Source organism: Afipia felis ATCC 53690 (assembly GCF_000314735.2).
Lineage (GTDB): Bacteria > Pseudomonadota > Alphaproteobacteria > Rhizobiales > Xanthobacteraceae > Afipia > Afipia felis.
In genome coordinates, this window is sequence record NZ_KB375270.1 from 468,239 (window position 1) to 488,119 (window position 19,881).

The 19,881-nt window shown below is 62.2% G+C and carries 24 protein-coding genes; 18 read left to right on the forward strand and 6 right to left on the reverse strand.

What is annotated here, in order from left to right; translation table 11 throughout:
• Positions 1–5 precede the first annotated feature (5 nt).
• Together tsaA and HMPREF9697_RS02425 are read left to right on the forward strand one after the other, a co-directional pair.
• Entirely contained in the window at positions 6–500 is a 495-nt protein-coding gene (gene tsaA, locus HMPREF9697_RS02420; RefSeq protein WP_002715556.1) for a tRNA (N6-threonylcarbamoyladenosine(37)-N6)-methyltransferase TrmO, read from the forward strand.
• Positions 501–551: 51 nt separating this feature from the next.
• Entirely contained in the window at positions 552–1,916 is a 1,365-nt protein-coding gene (locus HMPREF9697_RS02425) for an Nramp family divalent metal transporter (RefSeq protein ID WP_040308087.1), read from the forward strand.
• Positions 1,917–1,954: 38 nt separating this feature from the next.
• Here HMPREF9697_RS02425 and HMPREF9697_RS02430 read toward each other — a convergent pair whose 3' ends face one another.
• Positions 1,955–2,947: a hypothetical protein gene (locus HMPREF9697_RS02430; RefSeq protein ID WP_002715558.1), complete on the reverse strand. Its 993-nt coding sequence runs from the start codon at positions 2,945–2,947 to the stop codon at positions 1,955–1,957.
• Between the two features lie 172 nt (positions 2,948–3,119).
• Positions 3,120–3,518, reverse strand: a complete 399-nt coding sequence (locus HMPREF9697_RS02435) for a winged helix-turn-helix transcriptional regulator (RefSeq protein WP_002715559.1) — start codon at positions 3,516–3,518, stop codon at positions 3,120–3,122.
• A gap of 103 nt (positions 3,519–3,621) precedes the next feature.
• Here HMPREF9697_RS02435 and HMPREF9697_RS02440 point away from each other — a divergent pair, with 103 nt between their 5' ends.
• Positions 3,622–4,233: an FMN-dependent NADH-azoreductase gene (locus HMPREF9697_RS02440; protein ID WP_002715560.1), complete on the forward strand. Its 612-nt coding sequence runs from the start codon at positions 3,622–3,624 to the stop codon at positions 4,231–4,233.
• 38 nt (positions 4,234–4,271) lie between these two features.
• Here HMPREF9697_RS02440 and HMPREF9697_RS02445 read toward each other — a convergent pair whose 3' ends face one another.
• The 3 genes from HMPREF9697_RS02445 to hemB all read right to left on the reverse strand — a co-directional run bounded on the left by HMPREF9697_RS02445 (position 4,272) and on the right by hemB (position 6,872).
• Positions 4,272–5,048, reverse strand: coding sequence for an arginyltransferase (locus HMPREF9697_RS02445; protein WP_002715561.1), 777 nt, complete (start codon positions 5,046–5,048; stop codon positions 4,272–4,274).
• Positions 5,049–5,141: 93 nt separating this feature from the next.
• A complete protein-coding gene (locus HMPREF9697_RS02450; RefSeq protein ID WP_002715562.1) occupies positions 5,142–5,699 on the reverse strand; it encodes an RDD family protein in 558 nt (185 codons plus the stop codon).
• 105 nt (positions 5,700–5,804) lie between these two features.
• The gene (gene hemB / locus HMPREF9697_RS02455; RefSeq protein ID WP_002715563.1) at positions 5,805–6,872 is read right to left on the reverse strand and encodes a porphobilinogen synthase; all 1,068 of its coding nucleotides are present in this window, start codon (positions 6,870–6,872) and stop codon (positions 5,805–5,807) included.
• Between the two features lie 109 nt (positions 6,873–6,981).
• Between hemB and HMPREF9697_RS02460 the strand changes: the two genes are divergently transcribed.
• The 13 genes from HMPREF9697_RS02460 to HMPREF9697_RS21175 all read left to right on the forward strand — a co-directional run bounded on the left by HMPREF9697_RS02460 (position 6,982) and on the right by HMPREF9697_RS21175 (position 18,017).
• Entirely contained in the window at positions 6,982–7,473 is a 492-nt protein-coding gene (locus tag HMPREF9697_RS02460; protein ID WP_040308088.1) for a DUF6163 family protein, read from the forward strand.
• Positions 7,474–7,774: 301 nt separating this feature from the next.
• Complete coding sequence (gene ldtR / locus HMPREF9697_RS02465) at positions 7,775–8,287, forward strand: transcriptional regulator LdtR (RefSeq protein WP_002715565.1); 513 nt, start codon at positions 7,775–7,777, stop codon at positions 8,285–8,287.
• Between the two features lie 197 nt (positions 8,288–8,484).
• Positions 8,485–8,976, forward strand: a complete 492-nt coding sequence (locus HMPREF9697_RS02470; protein WP_002715566.1) for a hypothetical protein — start codon at positions 8,485–8,487, stop codon at positions 8,974–8,976.
• 47 nt (positions 8,977–9,023) lie between these two features.
• Positions 9,024–9,227, forward strand: a complete 204-nt coding sequence (locus tag HMPREF9697_RS02475) for a hypothetical protein (RefSeq protein WP_002715567.1) — start codon at positions 9,024–9,026, stop codon at positions 9,225–9,227.
• 487 nt (positions 9,228–9,714) lie between these two features.
• On the forward strand, positions 9,715–11,016 hold the full coding sequence (glyA, locus tag HMPREF9697_RS02480) for a serine hydroxymethyltransferase (RefSeq protein WP_002715568.1): 1,302 nt from the start codon (positions 9,715–9,717) through the stop codon (positions 11,014–11,016).
• Positions 11,017–11,073: 57 nt separating this feature from the next.
• On the forward strand, positions 11,074–11,550 hold the full coding sequence (gene nrdR / locus HMPREF9697_RS02485; RefSeq protein WP_002715569.1) for a transcriptional regulator NrdR: 477 nt from the start codon (positions 11,074–11,076) through the stop codon (positions 11,548–11,550).
• Complete coding sequence (gene ribD, locus HMPREF9697_RS02490; RefSeq protein ID WP_002715570.1) at positions 11,547–12,683, forward strand: bifunctional diaminohydroxyphosphoribosylaminopyrimidine deaminase/5-amino-6-(5-phosphoribosylamino)uracil reductase RibD; 1,137 nt, start codon at positions 11,547–11,549, stop codon at positions 12,681–12,683. The genes nrdR and ribD overlap by 4 nt, the downstream gene beginning before the upstream one ends.
• An 11-nt stretch (positions 12,684–12,694) precedes the next feature.
• A complete protein-coding gene (locus tag HMPREF9697_RS02495; RefSeq protein WP_002715571.1) occupies positions 12,695–13,303 on the forward strand; it encodes a riboflavin synthase in 609 nt (202 codons plus the stop codon).
• Between the two features lie 65 nt (positions 13,304–13,368).
• Complete coding sequence (gene ribH / locus HMPREF9697_RS02500) at positions 13,369–13,860, forward strand: 6,7-dimethyl-8-ribityllumazine synthase (RefSeq protein WP_002715572.1); 492 nt, start codon at positions 13,369–13,371, stop codon at positions 13,858–13,860.
• Positions 13,860–14,360, forward strand: a complete 501-nt coding sequence (nusB, locus tag HMPREF9697_RS02505) for a transcription antitermination factor NusB (RefSeq protein ID WP_002715573.1) — start codon at positions 13,860–13,862, stop codon at positions 14,358–14,360. Before ribH ends, nusB begins: the two co-directional genes overlap by 1 nt.
• A gap of 3 nt (positions 14,361–14,363) precedes the next feature.
• Positions 14,364–15,335 carry a thiamine-phosphate kinase gene (thiL, locus tag HMPREF9697_RS02510; protein WP_002715574.1) on the forward strand — a complete coding sequence of 324 codons (972 nt, stop codon included), beginning with the start codon at positions 14,364–14,366 and terminating at the stop codon, positions 15,333–15,335.
• Between the two features lie 206 nt (positions 15,336–15,541).
• Positions 15,542–17,662, forward strand: coding sequence for a sodium-translocating pyrophosphatase (locus HMPREF9697_RS02515; protein WP_002715575.1), 2,121 nt, complete (start codon positions 15,542–15,544; stop codon positions 17,660–17,662).
• Between the two features lie 202 nt (positions 17,663–17,864).
• On the forward strand, positions 17,865–18,017 hold the full coding sequence (locus HMPREF9697_RS21175; RefSeq protein ID WP_002715576.1) for a hypothetical protein: 153 nt from the start codon (positions 17,865–17,867) through the stop codon (positions 18,015–18,017).
• A gap of 24 nt (positions 18,018–18,041) precedes the next feature.
• Here the strand turns inward: HMPREF9697_RS21175 and HMPREF9697_RS02520 are convergent, their stop codons facing one another.
• Positions 18,042–18,515 carry an outer membrane protein assembly factor BamE gene (locus tag HMPREF9697_RS02520; protein WP_002715577.1) on the reverse strand — a complete coding sequence of 158 codons (474 nt, stop codon included), beginning with the start codon at positions 18,513–18,515 and terminating at the stop codon, positions 18,042–18,044.
• Positions 18,516–18,646: 131 nt separating this feature from the next.
• Here HMPREF9697_RS02520 and HMPREF9697_RS02525 point away from each other — a divergent pair, with 131 nt between their 5' ends.
• On the forward strand, positions 18,647–19,177 hold the full coding sequence (locus HMPREF9697_RS02525; protein ID WP_002715578.1) for a ubiquinol-cytochrome C chaperone family protein: 531 nt from the start codon (positions 18,647–18,649) through the stop codon (positions 19,175–19,177).
• A gap of 49 nt (positions 19,178–19,226) precedes the next feature.
• Positions 19,227–19,748, forward strand: a complete 522-nt coding sequence (locus HMPREF9697_RS02530; RefSeq protein ID WP_002715579.1) for a YceD family protein — start codon at positions 19,227–19,229, stop codon at positions 19,746–19,748.
• Positions 19,749–19,881 lie beyond the last annotated feature (133 nt).

Consider the following 19,881-nt stretch of genomic DNA (forward strand, 5'->3'; position numbering starts at 1 on the left):
GCGCTATGGTTCGTCTGAATGAAATCCGCGAAGGCGAAGTCGCCGTGACGCCGCCATCGCCGACAGATGCAGGCCTCACCTTTATCGGCCGCATTCACACGCCATGGACCGACCGGATGATGACGCCGCGGCAGGGACGGCACGACGGGCCTGAATGCCACCTCGAAATCTTCGAGCCATGGGTGCCCGCGCTGAAGGGACTGGAGAAATACTCGACCGTCGAAGTGCTGTACTGGCTCGACCAGTCGCGGCGCGACCTTGTGTTGCAGAGCCCGGCCAGTAATGGCGAGGTACATGGAACCTTCTCGCTGCGCTCTCCGGTGCGGCCGAACCCGATCGGCACGTCGGTTGCGAAGCTCGTGCGGGTGGAGGGGAATATGGTGACGGTGCAGGGGCTGGATTGCCTCGACGGAACCCCGCTGATCGACCTCAAGCCGGACCGCTGCCTGTTTACTCCGATTGCGCCGAAGCAGCCGGGCGACGACGAAACCGCCAGCTAACGCTTCTGCAAATCACTTGCATCTAGGTCTGCGCTCATGCATGCTGTGGGCATGGATGCACAGACTCACCCCCCGGCGAGACCGACCGTCGCCGCCGCTGATGGCTGGCGCGCGCCCAACCGCGAGCCGTCGCTGGCCGATGTGTTCGGGTCGATTAAGGTCCGACAGGGCGGCTCTTTCTGGGCCAAGCTGGTGGCGTTCCTCGGGCCCGGTTACCTCGTCGCTGTCGGCTACATGGATCCCGGCAACTGGGCGACCTCGCTCGCGGGTGGCTCGAAGTTCGGCTACGCACTGCTCTCGGTCGCGCTGATTTCCAACATCATGGCGATTATCCTGCAGTCGTTGTGCGCGCGCCTTGGCGTCGGCGCAGGGCGGGATCTGGCGCAGGCCTGCCGTGACGCCTATCCGCGATGGGTATCGTGGCCGCTGTGGCTGTTCGCGGAAATCGCTATCAGCGCCACCGACCTTGCGGAGATCATCGGCACCGCTATCGGCCTCAACCTGCTGTTCGGCATTCCGCTCGAGATCGGCGTGCTGATCACCGCGCTCGATGTGTTTCTTATCCTCGCCTTGCAGGCGCTCGGCTTCCGGTGGGTGGAGGCATTCGTCGTCGCGCTGCTCGGCGTGATTGCGGCGTGCTTTGCGATCCAGATCGCGCTCGCAAATCCGGACTGGGGCGCGGTCATTAAGGGCTTCGCGCCGACCGTCGAGATCGTGCGTAATCCCGACATGCTCTATCTCGCCCTCGGCATCCTTGGTGCCACGGTGATGCCGCACAATCTCTATCTGCATTCGGGGTTGGTGCAGACGCGCGGTTATGGGCCGAGCGAAGCGGACAAGCGCGAAGCGATCAAGCTCTCGACGATCGATTCCACCTTCGCGCTCTGCCTTGCGCTCACGATCAACGCATCGATCCTGATTTTAGCCGCCGCGACTTTTAATGTCGCAGGTCAGCATGAGGTTGCCGAGCTTGATCGCGCTCACGCGCTGCTCGCGCCGATGCTGGGCTCAAGCTGGGCACCGACACTGTTCGGTGTCGCGCTGTTGTGCTGCGGGCTGAATTCGACGGTGACGGCGACGCTGTCCGGCCAGATTGTGATGGAGGGCTTCATCAACATCCGCATCGCGCCATGGCTGCGGCGTCTCATCACACGCGCCATCGCCATCGTGCCGGCGGCGCTTGTGACGATCTGGTACGGCGCGAAAGGCTCGGGCGAACTGCTGATCCTCAGTCAGGTGGTGCTGAGCCTGCAACTGCCGTTCGCCATCGTGCCGCTGGTGATGTTCACCGGCAGCCGCGCCAAGATGGGTGTTTTCGTCGCGCCGCGATGGCTCACCGCGGCCGCCGCGATCACGGCGATCGTGGTCATCGTGTTGAACGCCAAGCTGGTATTCGATTTCGTCACTGGCTCGTAGCGAAACCGAACACCGCTTGCGTCATGAAGTGCGACAGCTCAGCTTGCGAACACCGAAGGTACGCCGAGAATCTTGATCGGATCATCGCCTTCCTTCAAACCCATCAGCTTGATGAGGGCAGGGGCGATCTGATTCCAGCGCTCGCGCGCCATTTCCTTGCCTGACGGAGTCTTGGCTTCGTCGAACAGGCGCTGGAAGACGTAATACACGATATGCCCTTCTTCCTGGGGCGTCTTGGCGCCCCAGCGCTTTTTCGCAAGCCCGCGCCACTTGCTGCCGTCGGGCACGACCGATTCAGGCACGAACTGCGAGATCAGGTCCGCATCGTGCGTGAACTTGGCGATGTCGTTTTCCGGCTCCGGGTAGACAGTTTCCCACGCGCCTTTCTTGCCCGCAGCCTTGTCGATTGAAGCGCGGAAGTACCAGTAGCCGGTGGAATGTTCGACGACCGCGGCCTCGATGGTTGCGATCTCTCCGTCCGAATAGCCGCCGACCTGCCTCAGCAGGTCTCCTGCCATTACCGCGCCGGTGATATTGTGGATCAGCGCGTGGTTGTCGCCGATCTTGGGATTCGTGAAGACGCTTTCGTCGTTCCAGAAGTTCGGAGAATTTTTCAGGTAGCCGGCCTTTCGGAGCCGGGCGACCATGTCGCGCGCCTTAGAGAGTTGCCCGGGATTGGTCAGTACCGATTCTTTTTCTTCCTTGGCGATGTTGTGCAGGATGTCGCCCGCGAGAGCCAGCCGCCGGTCGGCAGCAGGCATCTTCTGGTCCATCGCCATCTTGTAGACGAACGCGGCGCAGAGCCGGTTGTGAAGGATATCCTGCGTTGGGTCCTTCACCTGTCGTTCCTCAGTGGCGATCATGACATCCATCACCTTCTGAAGGTCGGGCGTTTCCTTCAGATAGGTTTTCTCCATGCTCAAAAATGGCTCGGGCAGATCGTACTTGTCTTGCGATGCCGCAAACGCCGGCTGAACGGCGACCAGGCTGAAAGCGAGTGCTGCGATTATGCCGGAATGTCGATTGAACATGCTTGCCCCTCTGATAAGTCGTCGAGATTTTAAATCTTCCTCAGGGCAGCATTGAATGACGATGCGATACAAAAAAACAATAGCGCGCACGCGACGAATGGACGCTCGCGCCGGGTATCGCGCAACTCATGGCTCACTATGCGGGATGCGACGCGGTTGAGTTGAGCGACGACTAATCGCTCGCAGCGTTGCCGTCGAATTTCGCGCGCGCGCTTTCAATCTCCGGCAAATTGGAGAACGCCCACTGGCCGAGATTCTCGACCGGCGTCTTCAATGATTGGCCAAGGGCTGTGAGTTCGTAGTCCACGCGCGGTGGAATGGTCGGAAACACGGTGCGGTTGACCAGACCGTCGCGTTCGAGTCCGCGCAATGTCAGCGTCAGCATCCGTTGTGAGATGCCGCCGATCATCCGCTTGATCTCGTTGAAGCGGCGCGGGCCGCCGGCGAGCAACATGATGACCAGCACGCTCCATTTGTCGCCGACGCGCGCCAGAATGGAGCCCACCGCCTTGCAATCGCCGGGCAAGTGCTCGGCGGGCGGGGCAGTCACATCGGTGTGCTTTCGTGCCATGGATGTATCCGGGTTCTGAAAATGTGCCTTCTTGCGGGGTTTTGCGTCAGTCACTCATATAGTGTTGGTATCAAATTGATACTAGATACAAAAGGTGACTACAATGAAACTCCTCCATATCGACGCCAGCATTCTTGGTGGCCATTCCGTCTCCCGTCAGTTGTCCGCCGCTGCTGTGGAGCGGCTGCGGAAGGCTACGCCGGGCCTTGAGGTGACGTATCGCGACATCTCCTCTGCGCCGCTGTCGCATCTGTCCGGCGCACATCTGGCGGCTGCTCAGGGCGCTACGCCTGAAACGGCCACGATGCGCGCCGACGTCGCGGCGAGCGCCGCGGCGCTCGACGAATTCCTCGCCGCCGACATCGTGGTGATCGGCGCGCCGATGTACAATTTCACCATCCCGAGCCAGCTCAAGGCCTGGATCGATCGCATTCTCGTCGCGGGCAAGACCTTCAAGTATTCGGAAACAGGCGTGGAGGGGCTGGCGAAAGGCAAGCGCGTGATCGTGACCATCACACGCGGCGGTTTCTACGGCGCCGATACACCCGCTGCGGCGGGCGAGCATCTCGAAACCTATCTGCGATGGGTGTTCGGCTTCATCGGCGTGACCGATCTCGAGATCATCCTCGCGGAGGGAATCCAGACGGGCCCCGAGCAGCGCGAGAAGGCTGTCGCCAATGCGTTGCAGGCGGTGACGGATTTGCGTGCTGCGTGATTGCTTCGATCATGCCCGCAATGTCGCGGGCATGATCGCTAATCCTGCGGCTCGGGTGCCACCGCGCCCGAAACATCGACGCGCAGCCAGCCGCTCGGTGCGAGGCGCTGTTGCGGCAGGAAGCGGCCCTTGTAGCCCATCTTGGCCGATCCATCGATCCAGTAGCCGAGATAGACGTAAGGTAGCCCCATGCTGCGAGCGCGGGCGATGTGGTCGAGGATCATGAAGGTACCGAGCGAACGGTCGTGCTCACCCGGCTCGAAGAACGAATAGACCATCGACAAGCCATCGCCGAGAATATCCGTCAGCGCGGCAGCGATCAGGTCGCCGCCCTTGCCGGTGATGCCGGTGTCGGCGGTGCGGCGGCGATATTCGACGATGCGGGTACTGACGTGGCTGTCCTCGACCATCATGGCGTAGTCGAGCACGGTCATGTCGGCCATGCCGCCGTCGTGGTGGCGCGAGTCGAGATAGGCGCGGAAGATTGAGTATTGTTCGGAGGTCGGGATCGCCTCACGCATCTCGCCGACAAGGTCGGCGTTGCGATGGAGCACCTTGCGCAGATTGCGCGAGGGCTGGAATTCGTCGGCGATGACACGGACCGAGACGCAGGCGCGGCATAGATCGCAGGCCGGGCGGTAGGCGATCGACTGGCTGCGGCGGAACCCGCCATGGGTGAGCAGATCGTTCAGCTCGCCCGCTTTGTCGCCGACCAGATGCGTGAAGACCTTGCGCTCCTGAAACCCTTCGAGATACGGGCAGGGTGTCGGCGCCGTCAGATAGAATTGCGGCGTATTGCGCGAATGTTGCGTCACGTCAGGCCGTCAACTCCAAACCACGAGCGACAGGTTCCATCGCTGCGTGCGATTCAGTTCAGCAAGCATCGCTCGCGCGATCCGGCCCGTCAATCAGAACGAACGGACCGGCGGCACGGTCGCGGCCGTATTCACCAGTACCGTGCCGAGCACCAGATCGTGCAGCAACTGGCCGCGCCGGTTGAAGAAACCGACCACCACGATCAGCGGCGTCAGGAACGAGACCGAGAACCAATAGGCAAGAGCGTGCATGACGCCGAGCAGAAAGTAGGGCCGCCCGCCGGACAGGGTTTCCATATGGATGCCGAGGATGCGCATGCCGATGGTGGCGGCATGCGGGCCGCCGAGCGAGAGGCCGTAATAGAACAGCGCCCAGATGATGGAGAAGGGCGATATCAGCCAGAACAGCGCCCAGCCGAGACCGAGCGTCACCACGCCGAACAGGGTGATGAAGATGGTCGCCAGTACGATCGGCACCGACAGCACGAAAAGGTCGATCAGGAAGGCGATGAAGCGCTTGGTGAGCACGCCGCTGTAAAGCGCGAGATCGCTTTGCGCGTTGTAGGCGTAGGGGCCGGAATACGGATTGTTCCGCCAGGCCGCGCCGCTGCTTGAAGCGCCACCCGAACCTGTGCCTTGCGTATCCGACATTATCGCCTCCGCGCCCCGGGAGTGGGGCTTCTTGCGACATGGCGATACATGTTTCCCGCCGCAAGACGGTGGCGGTCGGATAAACAAAAAGAAATGAAACGGAAACTAGCGTCCCGCGCGCAGCTTCTCCGCCGCGAAGGGCGCGAAATAGGTCAGCACGCCGTCGGCGCCGGCGCGCTTGAAGGCGGTGAGGCTTTCCATGATCGCCCGGTCGCCATTGAGCCAGCCGTTGTTCGCCGCCGCCATCAGCATCGCGTATTCGCCCGACACCTGATAGGCGAAGGTCGGCATCGCGAAAGCGTCCTTCACGCGGCGCAGGATGTCGAGATAGGGCAGACCGGGTTTCACCATCACCATGTCGGCGCCTTCGGCGATGTCGAGTTCGACCTCGCGCAGCGCTTCGTCGGAATTGGCGGGATCCATCTGGTAGGTGCGCTTGTCGCCGTTCAGCGCCTTGGCGGAGCCGACTGCGTCGCGGAACGGACCGTAGAAGGCGGACGCGTACTTTGCGGCATAGGCCATGATCTGCACGTCAAGGTGGCCGGCTGCATCGAGCGCTTCGCGGATCGCGGCGACGCGGCCGTCCATCATGTCGGAGGGCGCGATGATGTCGCAACCAGCTTCTGCCTGCACCAGCGCCTGACGCACCAGCACGGCGACGGTCTCGTCGTTCATGATGACGCCGTCGTCGCGCAACAGGCCGTCATGGCCGTGGCTCGTGAAGGGATCGAGCGCGACATCGCACAGCACACCGAGATCGGGAAACTCGTTCTTGATTGCGCGGACCGAGCGGCAGACAAGATTGTCGATGTTCAGAGCTTCGGAACCCTGCGGATCGCGCAGCGACGCTTCGGTGTAGGGGAATAGCGCGATGCAGGGAATGTCGAGCTTCATCGCGCGTTCGGCGTCGCGGACACATTGATCGACGCTGAGACGCTCGACGCCCGGCATCGAGGAGACCGGCTCGCGCTTGTTATGTCCGTCGGCGACGAACAACGGCCAGATCAGGTCGTTGGTCGTCAGCGTGTTCTCGCGGACGAGGCGGCGCGCCCATTCGGTTTTCCGGTTGCGGCGCAGACGCGTGGTGAGATGCAACGCCGTTGTCGAGACACCCGACTCAGAAGAGGGCGGGGTATCGCGGGATTCGATCGGTCGTCCGAATTTGATCGCCATGAGGTCTTTCTCCTGGGCGGAGCTTTACCACCCCGGCCGGGCCGCGTCACCGCGACGCTGCCGAATATCTGGATTGATTTTATGGCGGCGAATGACCAAAGCTGTCGCGATGAACGACGATTTCGAGCCTTCGCGGAAGATACATATGGTGCGGGTCAGCGATCCCGCCCGGCAGGACAAGCACGGCAAACGTACCTCACTCGCGAACGAGGTCGAGACCGGCGATACCACGTGGACCACGCGCCTCGTCATGTTCCTGCGCGCGATGGCCGTGATCGCGATGGTGATGGGGCTCTATAACTGGGCGCAGATCACCGGGTTCCTCGGCGGCCAGGACGGCGCGTTCGAAGTGCAGACAATGCAGTGGCAGGCTGCCACCGTTTATTTTGCCGTGATCGAACTTGTTGCGGCAGTCGGGCTGTGGCTCGCGACGCCATGGGGTGCGGTCGTGTGGCTCACCACCATCGTGTCGCTCGCGGTTGTCGAGATCATGTTTCCGTCGATCTATGGCGGACACTTTCTCGTCGTGTTGTTTGCAGCGGTGTTGCTCGCGGCATATCTCGCACTGGCGTGGATGGCGGCGCGCGAACGGCCACCATAGTCGCGAGACTTTTTCGATTTCGCGCTTTTTCGATGATTGACGAAACCTTTCCGGTTTGCGCGGCCTTCGCTTCAGAATGCGACAGATTGTGGAGCGAAGCGTGAACAGCGCGCTCCATTCCTGAATCAAATATTACAAAAGCGCCTGAAAACACTGGCTAAATCAAACGTTTACTCAATCAAATAAACCTTCTCTTTATTGTGTTTTTTAGGCTCATCTTCAAACGCGGCCCCTAAGTTGCGGTCATCAGGCGGGACAAAAGTTTCGTCGAATAAGTCGTAAAAACGACAGGGGAAGTGTCATGATGAAATCCGCAGCCAAGGCGGTGACGCCTGCCGCGAACGAAACGTCGGCGCCGGTTCAGCCGCTCTATCTCGAAGCTCTCACGCTCGTCGAACGTCTGCATCGTCGCTTGCTCGACGTCATCAAGGATGAGTTCGACCGCCGCGGCCGCTCCGACATCAATTCGGTGCAGGCGCTGCTGCTCTACAATATTGGCGACAAGGAATTGACCGCGGGTGAGCTGCGCACGCGCGGTTACTATCTCGGCTCGAACGTCTCGTACAATCTGAAGAAACTCGTCGAGATGGGCTTCCTCGATCACCAGCGTTCGCGCGTCGATCGCCGTTCGGTGCGCATCAGCCTGACCGAGCAGGGTCAGGAAATCCGCCACATCGTCGAGGCACTGTATCAGAAACACGTCAAGACGGTGGAGCAGGTCGGCGGTATCTCGAACGACGAGTTCGCGACGCTGAACAAGTCGCTGCATCGCCTCGAGCGCTTCTGGACCGACCAGATCCTGTATCGGCTCTGATCGATTTGAGTTTCAGGGTGGCGTGAAGGCGCACGGAAGAACTCACGTTCTTCACATGCTCCGGCGAAAAGCCGGTCACGCGCCGCCCAATTTTGCTCGTAAAGCCGGATTGCCCTCCGGTGTGATCGGCCTCCTCGCAAGAGGAGGCCGATTTGCTTTTTCGGCAGGCCATTAGTAGCTCTACGGCCGGAGGGATCATGAACAGAATTCAGATCGGTGTTATCGCCACGGCCGTGTTCCTGGTGGTGGTGATCTTCGGATTGACGCGGCAGAGCTATGAGAAGCACGATCTGCTGGGCGTTATTCCGGGCATGACACACAAGCAGGCCGAGTCGGTCGGCAAGGCGCGGAAATGGGGCTGCCAGGATCAGCCTGCGACGCGCGAACTTGTCTGCGCGACCGGGCAGGGCAAATTTTCCATTGCATATCTGTCGGGCGGCGATCAGCAGGTGACGGGCGCCACATTGCGGCTTGCCGATGCGGCCGGTTCCGCGCAGTCGCTCGCCGACGGCATTTCGGAGCAGTACAGGAAGAAGCCATCCAGTGTCGAAGGGCAGGAGCCCGCCATGACGTTCACATGGGATATCGACAAGGGCGTCAAGCTGACGATGCGCAAGACGGCGGATGCGACTGATATTTCCATTGGTAATGATGAGCTGCAGAAGCGGCGGGAGAGCGAGAAGCAATGAGCTCATTTTCTTTGCTCATGCCCGCGAGACGCTGCTAAAGGTGGCCGATGTCAAAGCAACGCTTGGAAATCAAGATCGACGGACGCGGTCAGTCCAGCAAGGTCCAGGAATGGGAATGGTCGCTGATGCTCGGCCCGAAGCGGCTCGATGGCGGCACCGTTTTCGGCGCTCGCGCGCAAGCGGCGGAAGCCGGCGAACGCGCCAAGCGGCGTTATCTCGTTAGCGGCGGCCCTGCGAAGTCCGGTTCCTGATCTAACAGTCTGCCGGACGGCCTCCGAGGCGAGAATCGACTCGTAAACGAGTCCTGAATCCGCTGGCTTCACTTTCAAAAATAAAGCCCGGGACTCTTGCCCGGACTCTTTCCATCATCGGCTCATGAGACAGCCGATTCTGAAAACCGACCGTGATCGCATGGGCGTCCTTCTGACGCTCATCCTGCTTGTGGCGTGCTCGCTGAACCTGATCGTGTTCTGCACCCGCCTGTAGGCAGGAAGGTGCCGTCGGTATTCCCTTCCGTCTTTCGACCCGAAATGGCGTTCCAATTCAGGTGGTTGCGGGCGAGAGGTATCGGGCCGTTCCCGGAGAGATGGCGGCCTGCTATCACTTTACCAATATAGCGCTTTAAGGTGCCTAAACTTGGCCCTGTGGGCCACATATGGTATGTCCGCAGCGCTTTCTTCCGCTGTCATCCTCACCTGACCGCGCCGCTCGTCCGGCCGCGGTGGAGATCATTCTTCAATGCCGTCTTCCGCGAAAACCGCTTCCGCTCCGAATGCCTTTTTCACTGCCATGCTCGCGCAGGCCGATTCCGAGATCGCCGATGCGATCAAGGGCGAACTCGGTCGCCAGCAGCATGAGATCGAGCTGATTGCGTCCGAGAACATCGTCAGCCGCGCCGTGCTCGAGGCGCAGGGTTCGGTGCTCACCAACAAGTATGCGGAAGGCTATCCGGGCAAACGCTACTATGGCGGCTGTGAATGGGTCGACGTGGTGGAGAACCTCGCGATCGAGCGCGCCAAGAAGTTGTTCGGCGCACAGTTTGCCAACGTCCAGCCGAATTCCGGCAGCCAGATGAACCAGGCGGTGTTCCTGGCGCTGCTGCAGCCGGGCGATACTTTCATGGGCCTCGATCTCGCCGCGGGCGGCCATCTCACGCATGGCGCGCCGGTCAATATGTCGGGCAAGTGGTTCACGCCGAAGCACTACACTGTGCGCCGCGAGGACCAGCTCATCGACATGGATGCGGTGGCGAAACAGGCTGAAGAAGTGAAGCCGAAGCTTATCATCGCGGGCGGCTCGGCCTATTCGCGCCCGTGGGACTTCAAGCGCTTCCGCGAGATCGCTGACAGCGTCGGCGCGTATTTCATGGTGGACATGGCGCACTTCGCGGGCCTCGTCGCGGGTGGGGCACATGCCTCGCCGGTGCCGCATGCCCACGTCACCACCACCACCACGCACAAGTCGCTGCGCGGCCCGCGCGGTGGTCTGATCCTCAGCAATGATGAGGAGATCGCCAAGAAGATCAATTCCGCGATCTTCCCGGGCCTGCAGGGCGGCCCGCTGATGCACGTCATCGCGGCCAAGGCGGTGGCCTTCAAGGAGGCGCTGCAGCCGGACTTCAAGGTTTACGCGAAGAACGTCGTCGAAAATGCCAGGGCGCTTGCGGAATCGCTGCGCGGCCACGGCTTCGAGATTGTCTCCGGTGGCACCGACAACCACCTGATGCTGGTCGATCTTCGCCCGAAGGGCCTGAAGGGCAACATCTCGGAGCGTGCGCTGGTGCGCTCGGGCCTGACCTGCAACAAGAACGGCATCCCGTTCGACCCCGAAAAGCCGTTCGTGACCTCGGGCCTGCGTCTCGGCACGCCTGCAACGACGACGCGTGGTTTCGGCGTCGCAGAATTCAAGCAGGTCGGCGCGCTGATTGCCGAAGTGCTGAATGCGGTGGCGCAGTCGCCGGATGGCGCGGCGCCAGGCGTAGAGGAATCGGTGAAGAAGCGGGTCCGCGAACTCACCGATCGGTTCCCGATCTATCAGTGAGGTGTTTCGTCATTGCGAGCGAACAGCCTCGCAATGACGGCCGCATAGGATGAAGCGATGCGTTGTCCAAGCTGCAGCAGTCTCGATACGCAGGTGAAGGACTCCCGGCCCACGGAGGATTCCTCCGTGATCCGCCGCAGGCGCGTGTGCCTCGCCTGCAACTTCCGCTTCACCACCTTCGAACGCGTGCAGTTGCGCGAACTCACCGTCATTAAGCGTAACGGGCGGCGGGTGCCGTTCGACCGCGACAAGTTGGTGCGCTCGCTGCAGATCAGCCTGCGCAAGCGCCCGGTCGATCCCGAGCGGGTCGAAAAGATGGTTTCCGCCATCGTGCGGGAGCTTGAAAGCGGCGGCGAGGCGGAAGTGTCGTCGGAGGCGATCGGCGAGATCGTGATGGAGCATCTGCGCAAGCTCGACGATGTCGCTTATGTGCGCTTCGCCTCGGTTTACCGCGATTTCCGCGAGGCGAAGGATTTCGAGGCCGTGCTCGGCGAGTTGTCGGACGAAGGCCTGCCGACGAACGTGCAAAAATGACCGCCAAGGCTGCGGCGGATTCGTTTTCTTCCCACGACCATCGATTCATGCAGCTTGCGCTTGCGCTCGGGCGGCGCGGGCAGGGCCGGACGTGGCCCAATCCGGCCGTCGGCGCGGTCGTGGTGAAAGACGGAATCATTCTCGGTCGCGGCTGGACCCAGCCCGGCGGCCGTCCGCATGCCGAGCCGGTGGCCTTGCAACGCGCGGGTGAAGCCGCAAAGGGCGCGACGCTCTATGTCACGCTCGAGCCATGCTCGCATCATGGCAAGTCGCCGCCCTGCGCGGATGCGATCATTGCGGCCGGAATTGCACGCGTGGTCTCGGCCATCGAAGACCCTAATCCTGATGTGGCGGGGCAGGGCCATGCCCGGCTGCGCGATGCGGGCATTCAGGTTGATATCGGGCTGTGCCGCATGGAGGCCGCGCGCGCTCATGCGGGACACTTTCTGCGCGTGCGCGAGCAGCGCCCTTATGTGACGCTCAAGCTCGCCGTCTCGGCCGATGGCAGGATCGCTGCTGCAGGCCGCAAGCAGGTCGCGATTACCGGCGAGAACGCGAATGCGCGGGTGCATCTGTTGCGTGCGCAAAACGACGCGATCCTGATCGGCATCGGCACCGCGATGGCGGATGATCCGCTGCTGACCTGCCGCCTGCCGGGGATGGAGCGCCGCTCGCCGGTGCGCGTTGTGCTCGACCGTGCGCTGCGGCTGTCTGGTAACAGCCGTCTTATTCATTCTGCACGGCAGACGCCGCTGTGGCTCATCGCGTCCGAAGTGGCGGAGCCCGCTGCCGCGACGAAGCTCGTCGCCGCCGGGGCTCATGTGTTTCATTTACCGACGGACGATCATCGGCCGGGGCTCGATCTGCAGGCTGTGCTGCATACATTGTCGGAGCAGGGGATCACGCGGCTTCTGGTCGAAGGCGGCGCCAGGGTGGCATCGTCCTTCCTCAAAGCCGGTCTGGTCGATGAGTTCTGGCTGTTTCAGGGTACGAAAGACGTCGGCAACGACGGGCTGCCTGCACTCGAAGGGCAGGAACTGAAAACGGCTATCGCGTCCGGCTGGCGCGCTGATGAAACGGAAATGTTCGGAGACGACCGCCTGACGGTTTATCGGCGCGTCGCATCCGTTTGAAAGAGTAGGTCATGTTCACAGGCATCATCACCGACGTCGGCGATATTCTCTCGCTCAGGCCCACCGCGCAGGGGCAGCTACACCGTTTGCGGATCGGTTGCGACTACGATCAGACAACCATTGCCGATGGCGCGTCGATTGCTTGCAACGGTGTATGCCTCACGGTGGTGAGTTCCGGCGTGGAAAAAGACCGGACATGGTTCGAGGTTGACGCGGCGGCCGAGACGCTGCGGATGACGACCGCGAAAGACTGGCGCGAGGGTGGGCGTCTCAACCTCGAACGCGCGCTTAAGATCGGCGACGAACTCGGTGGTCATATCGTGTCCGGTCATGTCGATGGCATCGCCATCATCGTCACGCGCGAAGACCTGCCGGACATGGCGCGGTTCGAACTGCGCGCGCCACGCGAGCTTGCGAAATTCATCGCCGCCAAGGGATCGGTGACGCTCGACGGCGTCTCGCTGACCGTGAACACGGCGGTCGATGACGTTTTCTCGGTGCTCATCATCCCGCATACGCTGCAGGTGACGACGTTGCAGGGCTGGCAGGCGGGCAGCGAAATCAATCTCGAAATTGACGTCATGGCCCGCTATGCGGCGCGGCTTTCGGAGATGCGATAGCCGCTTGCTTTATGGGCTGCGGCGACTACAACCCCCTGCAAATATTCACTTTGACGGACTGATCGATGGCCACCCCCCGCCGGGCACAATTGGACGACAAGACCGACATCAGCGACGCCCGCGTGGTGATCGTCGAAGCGCGGTTCTACGATGATATTCAGGACGCGCTGCTGGAAGGTGCGCGCGCCGAGCTCGACGCCGCTGGCGTCGGCTACGATATTCTGAGCGTGCCGGGTGCGCTCGAAATTCCGGCGGCAATTGCGATCGCGCTCGATGCTGCGAAGAAGAACGGCCGCCCCTATGACGGCGCGGTGGCGCTGGGTTGCGTGGTGCGCGGGGACACCATCCATTTCGAGATCGTGTCGATGGAATCCTCGCGCGGCCTGATGGACCTGTCGGTGTCGCGCAGCGTGCCGCTCGGCAACGGCATCATCACCGTGAACAACGAAGAGCAGGCTTGGGAACGCGCCCGCGCCAACAAGCTCAACAAGGGTGGCGATGCTGCCCGCGCCGCTATCCAGATGATCCGCATCAAGCGCAAGCTGGCGAAGCCGTGATGGCCGAAACTCCTAAAACGATGGCTCCCAAACCGACCGCCGCCAAGGCGAACCGCCGCGGTGCTGCGCGGCTCGCAGCCGTACAGGCACTCTATCAGATGGACATCGCTGGCGCGGGCATCAACGACATCTTCGCAGAGTTCGAAAGCCACTGGCTCGGCAACGAAGTCGAGGGCGACGAGTACCTTCCGGCGGAAGCTGCGTTCTTTCGCGACATCGTCTCCGGCGTGGTGCGCGAACAGGGTCGGATCGACCCGATGCTGGACGATGCGCTCAACCGCGGCTGGCCGCTGAAGCGGATCGAGGCGATCCTGCGCGCGACGATGCGCGCGGGCGCGTATGAGCTGGGGCACCGCAGGGATGTTCCGGCGCGCGTCGTCATCAAGGAATATGTCGATGTCGCCCATGCTTTTGTCGAGACCGACGAAGCCGGGATGGTGAATGCCGTACTCGACCAGATCGCGCGGCAGTTTCGTACGGATGAATTCGCGAAAGGCTAGGGAATGGCCTCGGCGGAAGACGATCTCATCGCCCGTTATTTCCGCCCGCTCGCAACACATGCGGGTGCGCTGGGACTGATCGACGACGCCGCCATTCTGGCGGCTTCGGGCGAGGATATCGTCATCACCACCGACGCCATCGTCGAAGGTGTCCATTTCCTGCCCAACGATCCGCCCGCCACGCTCGCGCAGAAGGCGCTGCGAGTGAACCTGTCCGACCTCGCGGCGAAGGGGGCCGCGCCTGCCGGGTTCGTGCTGACGCTGGCGTTGCGGACAATCAGCGAAGCGTGGCTTGAACCTTTTGTGAAAGCGCTCAGTGAGGATGCGGAGGCGTTTGGCTGTCCCTTGCTCGGTGGCGATACGGTCTCGACGCCGGGACCGCTGATGATCTCGGTGACGATCTTCGGCAAGGTACCCACTGGCACGATGGTGCCGCGAAGCGGGGCGAAGCCGGGGGACGTCATTGCCGTAACGGGTACGATCGGCGATGCGGCACTCGGCCTTGCCTGCCTCAAGGGAAAGCATCTGCTCGACGATGCATCGGCTTGCGATGCATTGGTTGCGCGTTATCGCACGCCGCAGCCGCGCAATGCGCTGGCGGAAGCCATCCGCACCCATGCAAACGCGGCGATGGATATTTCGGACGGGCTCGCGGGCGATCTGGCCAAGCTCTGCGCGGCCTCGAAAGTGTCGGCCTCGGTGGAGGCGTCCGCCATACCGCTCTCAGATCCGGCGCGGCGGATTTTATCGTTCGGCACCGCCGGCATGGAGACGCTGATTACCGGCGGCGACGATTACGAGGTCCTCTGCACCATTTCCGAGAATCGCTGGACCTCCTTCCGCGAGGCAGCTGATCGTGCGGGCGTTGCGGTCGCCGCCATCGGTCGCACGCAAAAGGGGATGTCAGCCCCGATCTTTCTTGATGCGTCGGGGATGCCGATGCCGCTGAAGCGCTTGTCCTACAGCCATTTTTAGAATTGGTGCGCTGCACCTAATCCTTTGGCATGTTCTAGCTTGCAAGACGATTTGGCTGTGGGCTGCATCATTGCGCCCGCAAAGTGATTTTGGCAGAGTTTGCGCCGAATTGGGGAAGCGATCGTCCGAGAGCTGCACTCATTTTGACGCGCCGTCCGCGCGCTGCGGAGCACGGCCGTCTTCCGGAAACATCAGGGGCCATTTCAATGACAGCTTTGTGGTTGATCGTGCTTTGTGGGGCACTTTCTATTGTCTATGCGGTATGGGCGACCTCCTCGGTTTTGGGAGCCGATGCCGGTAATGCGCGAATGCAGGAAATCGCGGCGGCAGTGCGGGAAGGCGCGCAGGCCTATCTGCGCCGTCAGTACATGACGATCGCAATCGTCGGCATCGTGATCTTCGCGCTGCTCGCTTACTTCCTCGGTATCCTTGTTGCGATTGGCTTCCTGATCGGTGCGGTGCTCTCCGGTGCGGCCGGCTTCATCGGCATGAACGTCTCGGTGCGCGCCAACGTCCGCACGGCGCAGGCTGCAACCAAGTCGCTTGCTGGCGGTCTTGAACTGGCTTTCAAGGCAGGCGCGATCACCGGCCTTCTGGTCGCGGGCCTCGCGCTGCTCGGCGTGACGCTCTACTTCATCGACCTCACTCACTTCCACGGGCTGAAGCCCAATGATCGCATCGTCATCGACGCGCTCGTGGCGCTCGGCTTCGGCGCGTCGCTGATCTCGATCTTCGCCCGTCTCGGCGGCGGCATCTTCACCAAGGGCGCGGACGTCGGCGGCGATCTGGTCGGCAAGGTGGAAGCGGGCATCCCCGAGGACGATCCACGCAACCCGGCGACCATCGCCGACAACGTCGGCGACAACGTCGGCGACTGCGCGGGCATGGCGGCGGACCTGTTCGAGACCTACGCCGTGACCTCGGTCGCGACGATGGTGCTGGCTGCGATCTTCTTTGGGGGTACGCCGATCCTCACGCAGGTGATGACCCTGCCGCTCGCCATCGGCGGCATCTGCATCATCACCTCGATCCTCGGCACCTTCTTCGTCAAGCTCGGCCCGAGCCAGTCGATCATGGGCGCTCTCTACAAGGGGTTGATCGCGACCGGTGTGCTGTCGCTCGCGGGCGTGGCGATCGTGGTGCATCAGTTGATCGGCTTCGGTCCGCTGGCGGGCGTGAACTACACCGGCATGTCGCTGTTCCTCTGCGGCGTGGCGGGCCTTGCCGTCACCGGCCTTATCATCTGGATCACCGAGTACTACACCGGCACCGATTTCCGCCCGGTGAAGTCGATCGCGCAGTCTTCGGTCACCGGTCACGGCACCAACGTGATCCAGGGCCTTGCGATCTCGATGGAGTCGACGGCGCTTCCCGCCATCGTCATCATCGCGGGCATCCTCGTCACCTACAGCCTCGCCGGTCTGTTCGGCATCGCGATTGCGACCACCACCATGCTCGCGCTGGCCGGCATGATCGTCGCGCTCGACGCCTTCGGTCCGGTCACGGACAACGCGGGCGGCATCGCGGAAATGGCGGGCTTGCCCAAGGAAGTCCGCAAGGCGACCGACGCGCTCGACGCGGTCGGTAACACCACCAAGGCTGTCACCAAGGGTTACGCGATCGGCTCCGCCGGTCTCGGCGCGCTGGTGCTGTTCGCGGCCTACAATCAGGACCTGAAGTTCTTCATCGCCGACTCGGCGCATCACCCGTACTTCGCGGGCGTATCGCCGGACTTCTCGCTCAACAGTCCTTACGTCGTGGTCGGCCTGCTGTTCGGTGGCCTGCTGCCGTATCTGTTCGGTGCGATGGGCATGACGGCGGTCGGCCGCGCGGCGGGCGCCATCGTCGAGGAAGTGCGCCGTCAGTTCCGTGAGAAGCCCGGCATTATGCAGGGCACCGACAAGCCGGACTACGGCAAGGCCGTGGACCTGCTGACCAAGGCCGCGATCAAGGAAATGATCATTCCTTCGCTGCTGCCGGTGCTGTCGCCGATCTTTGTCTACTTCGTGATCTACGCGATCGCAGGCGGCGGCGCGGCAGGCAAGTCGGCGGCGTTCTCCGCAGTCGGCGCCATGCTGCTCGGCGTGATCGTCACCGGCCTGTTCGTCGCCATCTCGATGACTTCGGGCGGCGGCGCATGGGATAACGCCAAGAAGTACATCGAGGATGGTCATTTCGGCGGCAAGGGTTCGGACGCGCATAAGGCGGCCGTGACCGGTGATACTGTCGGCGATCCCTACAAGGACACGGCGGGCCCTGCCGTGAACCCGATGATCAAGATCACCAACATCGTGGCGCTGTTGCTGCTCGCGATTCTCGCGCACTGATCTCAGGTCACACGATTGATGGAAAAGCCCGCGGCATGCCGCGGGCTTTTCTGTTGATCGGGTCGGCGCGGCACGTTGTGGCAGTTTTAAGACAAGGAGGCTCGCAATCCCCGGATAAATTTCAGCGCGCGGCCGGAAACCGGAGCATGCCTTTCGCGTTGGAGGTCAGGGCCGGAAGCGACCGGCGTTAGGGAGCGATGCCATGGCAGGCGACGACAAGGATCCGTTCGAGCAGGGGAAGCTCGCGCGCTTCAATCACGAGCCGCGCAAGAATCCCTATCCGGAAGGCACTGAACAGCACGACCGCTGGGAGCAGGGCTACGACTTCGTCGCGCGTGGGCTGGTCGCGGTGTAACGCGACCGGCGCCTCATCCGAAAATCAGTCGCGGAACCTGACCAGTTTGAAGATCGGCGCAAGGTAGCTGATCTCCTGGCCGCTGGTCGGCGTGGTGCGGCTGATGAAGTCGAAAATCTTGCCGTCCTTGAGGCCGTAGTTCGCGACGCGGCGGACGGTACGGTTTTTGTCGAAATAGACGGCGATGACGCGCTGGTCGATCACCTGCTGGTGCATGAAGGCGACCTTCCGCTCCGTGCGCTGCGAGATGTAATAGAACACGTCGCCGTCCAGCGTCGCGACGGTGGAAGGTGTGCCCAGCACCACCAGAACCTGATCCTGGCTCGCGCCGATCTGAACCTGCTCCAGTGCGCCGGGTGGCAGGATGTAGCCGCGTTGGAATTGCTCGCTGGTGCATCCGGCGAGAGCAAGGCCGAACGCCATGGCAACAAGGGTGCCACGGAGGGTGCCCGTCATGGAGCGGGAGCGGAAAGAGGGGGCGAGGGCGCGAAACGTCATCTCAGGCGAAGGCCTTTCTTGCAGTCGCGAGGTTCTTGCATCGCAGGAGCGGTTGACGTACCCGGCGGCACGCTTCATTGCAACCACAGAACCGCGTGCCCGGACAAGCGGGCAGGTCAATGGATCGGAAGATGTTCTCGTTTCTCAAGAAGTCGCCCCCGACGCAGCGCAGCATCGAGGTCATCTATGGCATGATCGTGGCGCAGGCCCGCCAGCCGGCCTTCTATGCCGCTCTTCAGGTGCCGGACACGGTCAGCGGCCGGTTCGATATGGTGCTGCTGCATTTGTGGATGGTATTGCGGATGCTGCGGCAGGACCCGACAGGGGAGGAACCGGCACAAAAGCTGTTCGACCACTTTTGTACCGATATGGACGATAATCTGCGTGAAATGGGGGTAGGCGACCTCACCGTCCCAAAACGGATGCGGAAGTTCGGCGAGGCCTTTTACGGCCGCTCGGCGGCCTACGATGCCGCGCTGGCCGCAGGCCCGGCGGAGCTTGAGGCTGCGCTGAACCGCAACATTTTCAACGAGGCCGATGCCGCCAACGCCGATAGGCTTGCCGTTTACGTTGCGGAGACGCTGGCGCAACTTGCCCAGGTCGATAGGGCAGCTTTCGTGCGCGGCGCGTGGCAATTCCCGGCAGTGAAGGCGGAGGGATAACCGGATGAGCGGACACCACCCCCATTCTGATAATCCCTGGAGCCACCCGATGATGGTGGCGAAAATCCCGGCTGCCGGAGTGCAGGTGACGTTTGCTGCCAATGCGGCCGAGCGAGCCGCGCTGGCGCAGGTCGCAGGTGTGCGGGAGATTTTGGAGGCGCAGGCGAGCTTCCATCTCACCCATGTCAGGGGAGCGATCCAGGCGCGGGGCCATGTCACCGGTCTGATCGGCCAGGATTGCGTGGTGACGCTTGAGCCCCTCGAAAACCGGGTCGAGGAGGAGGTCGACGTTATTTTCGCCGAGCCCGACACGGCCGCGGCGGCCACGCCCAAGGTGGATATCGACGAGGATGAACCGGACCCGCCGGAAATCATCGTCAACGGGAGCATCGATCTTGGACGGCTCGCGACCGACATGCTGTTCCTCGGGATCGATCCCTATCCTCGGAAGGCGGATGCAGCCTTTGCGGCGACAGACGAGACCTCGGATCCGGCGGAACATCCGTTCGCGGCCCTGAAGGCTCTCCAGCAAGCCCCGAAGGGCAGTCCGAAAAGGTCGAAAAAGGACTGATTCACACCGTTCAAGGAACGAGACAGGCCGGTCAAGATATTGTATCGGCTTCCGAACTGGCTATTGTTCATGGGACGGCGGTATGACTGTCTCCCATTAGCCGTCTCGCATTACCAATCGCGGTTCGTTTCCC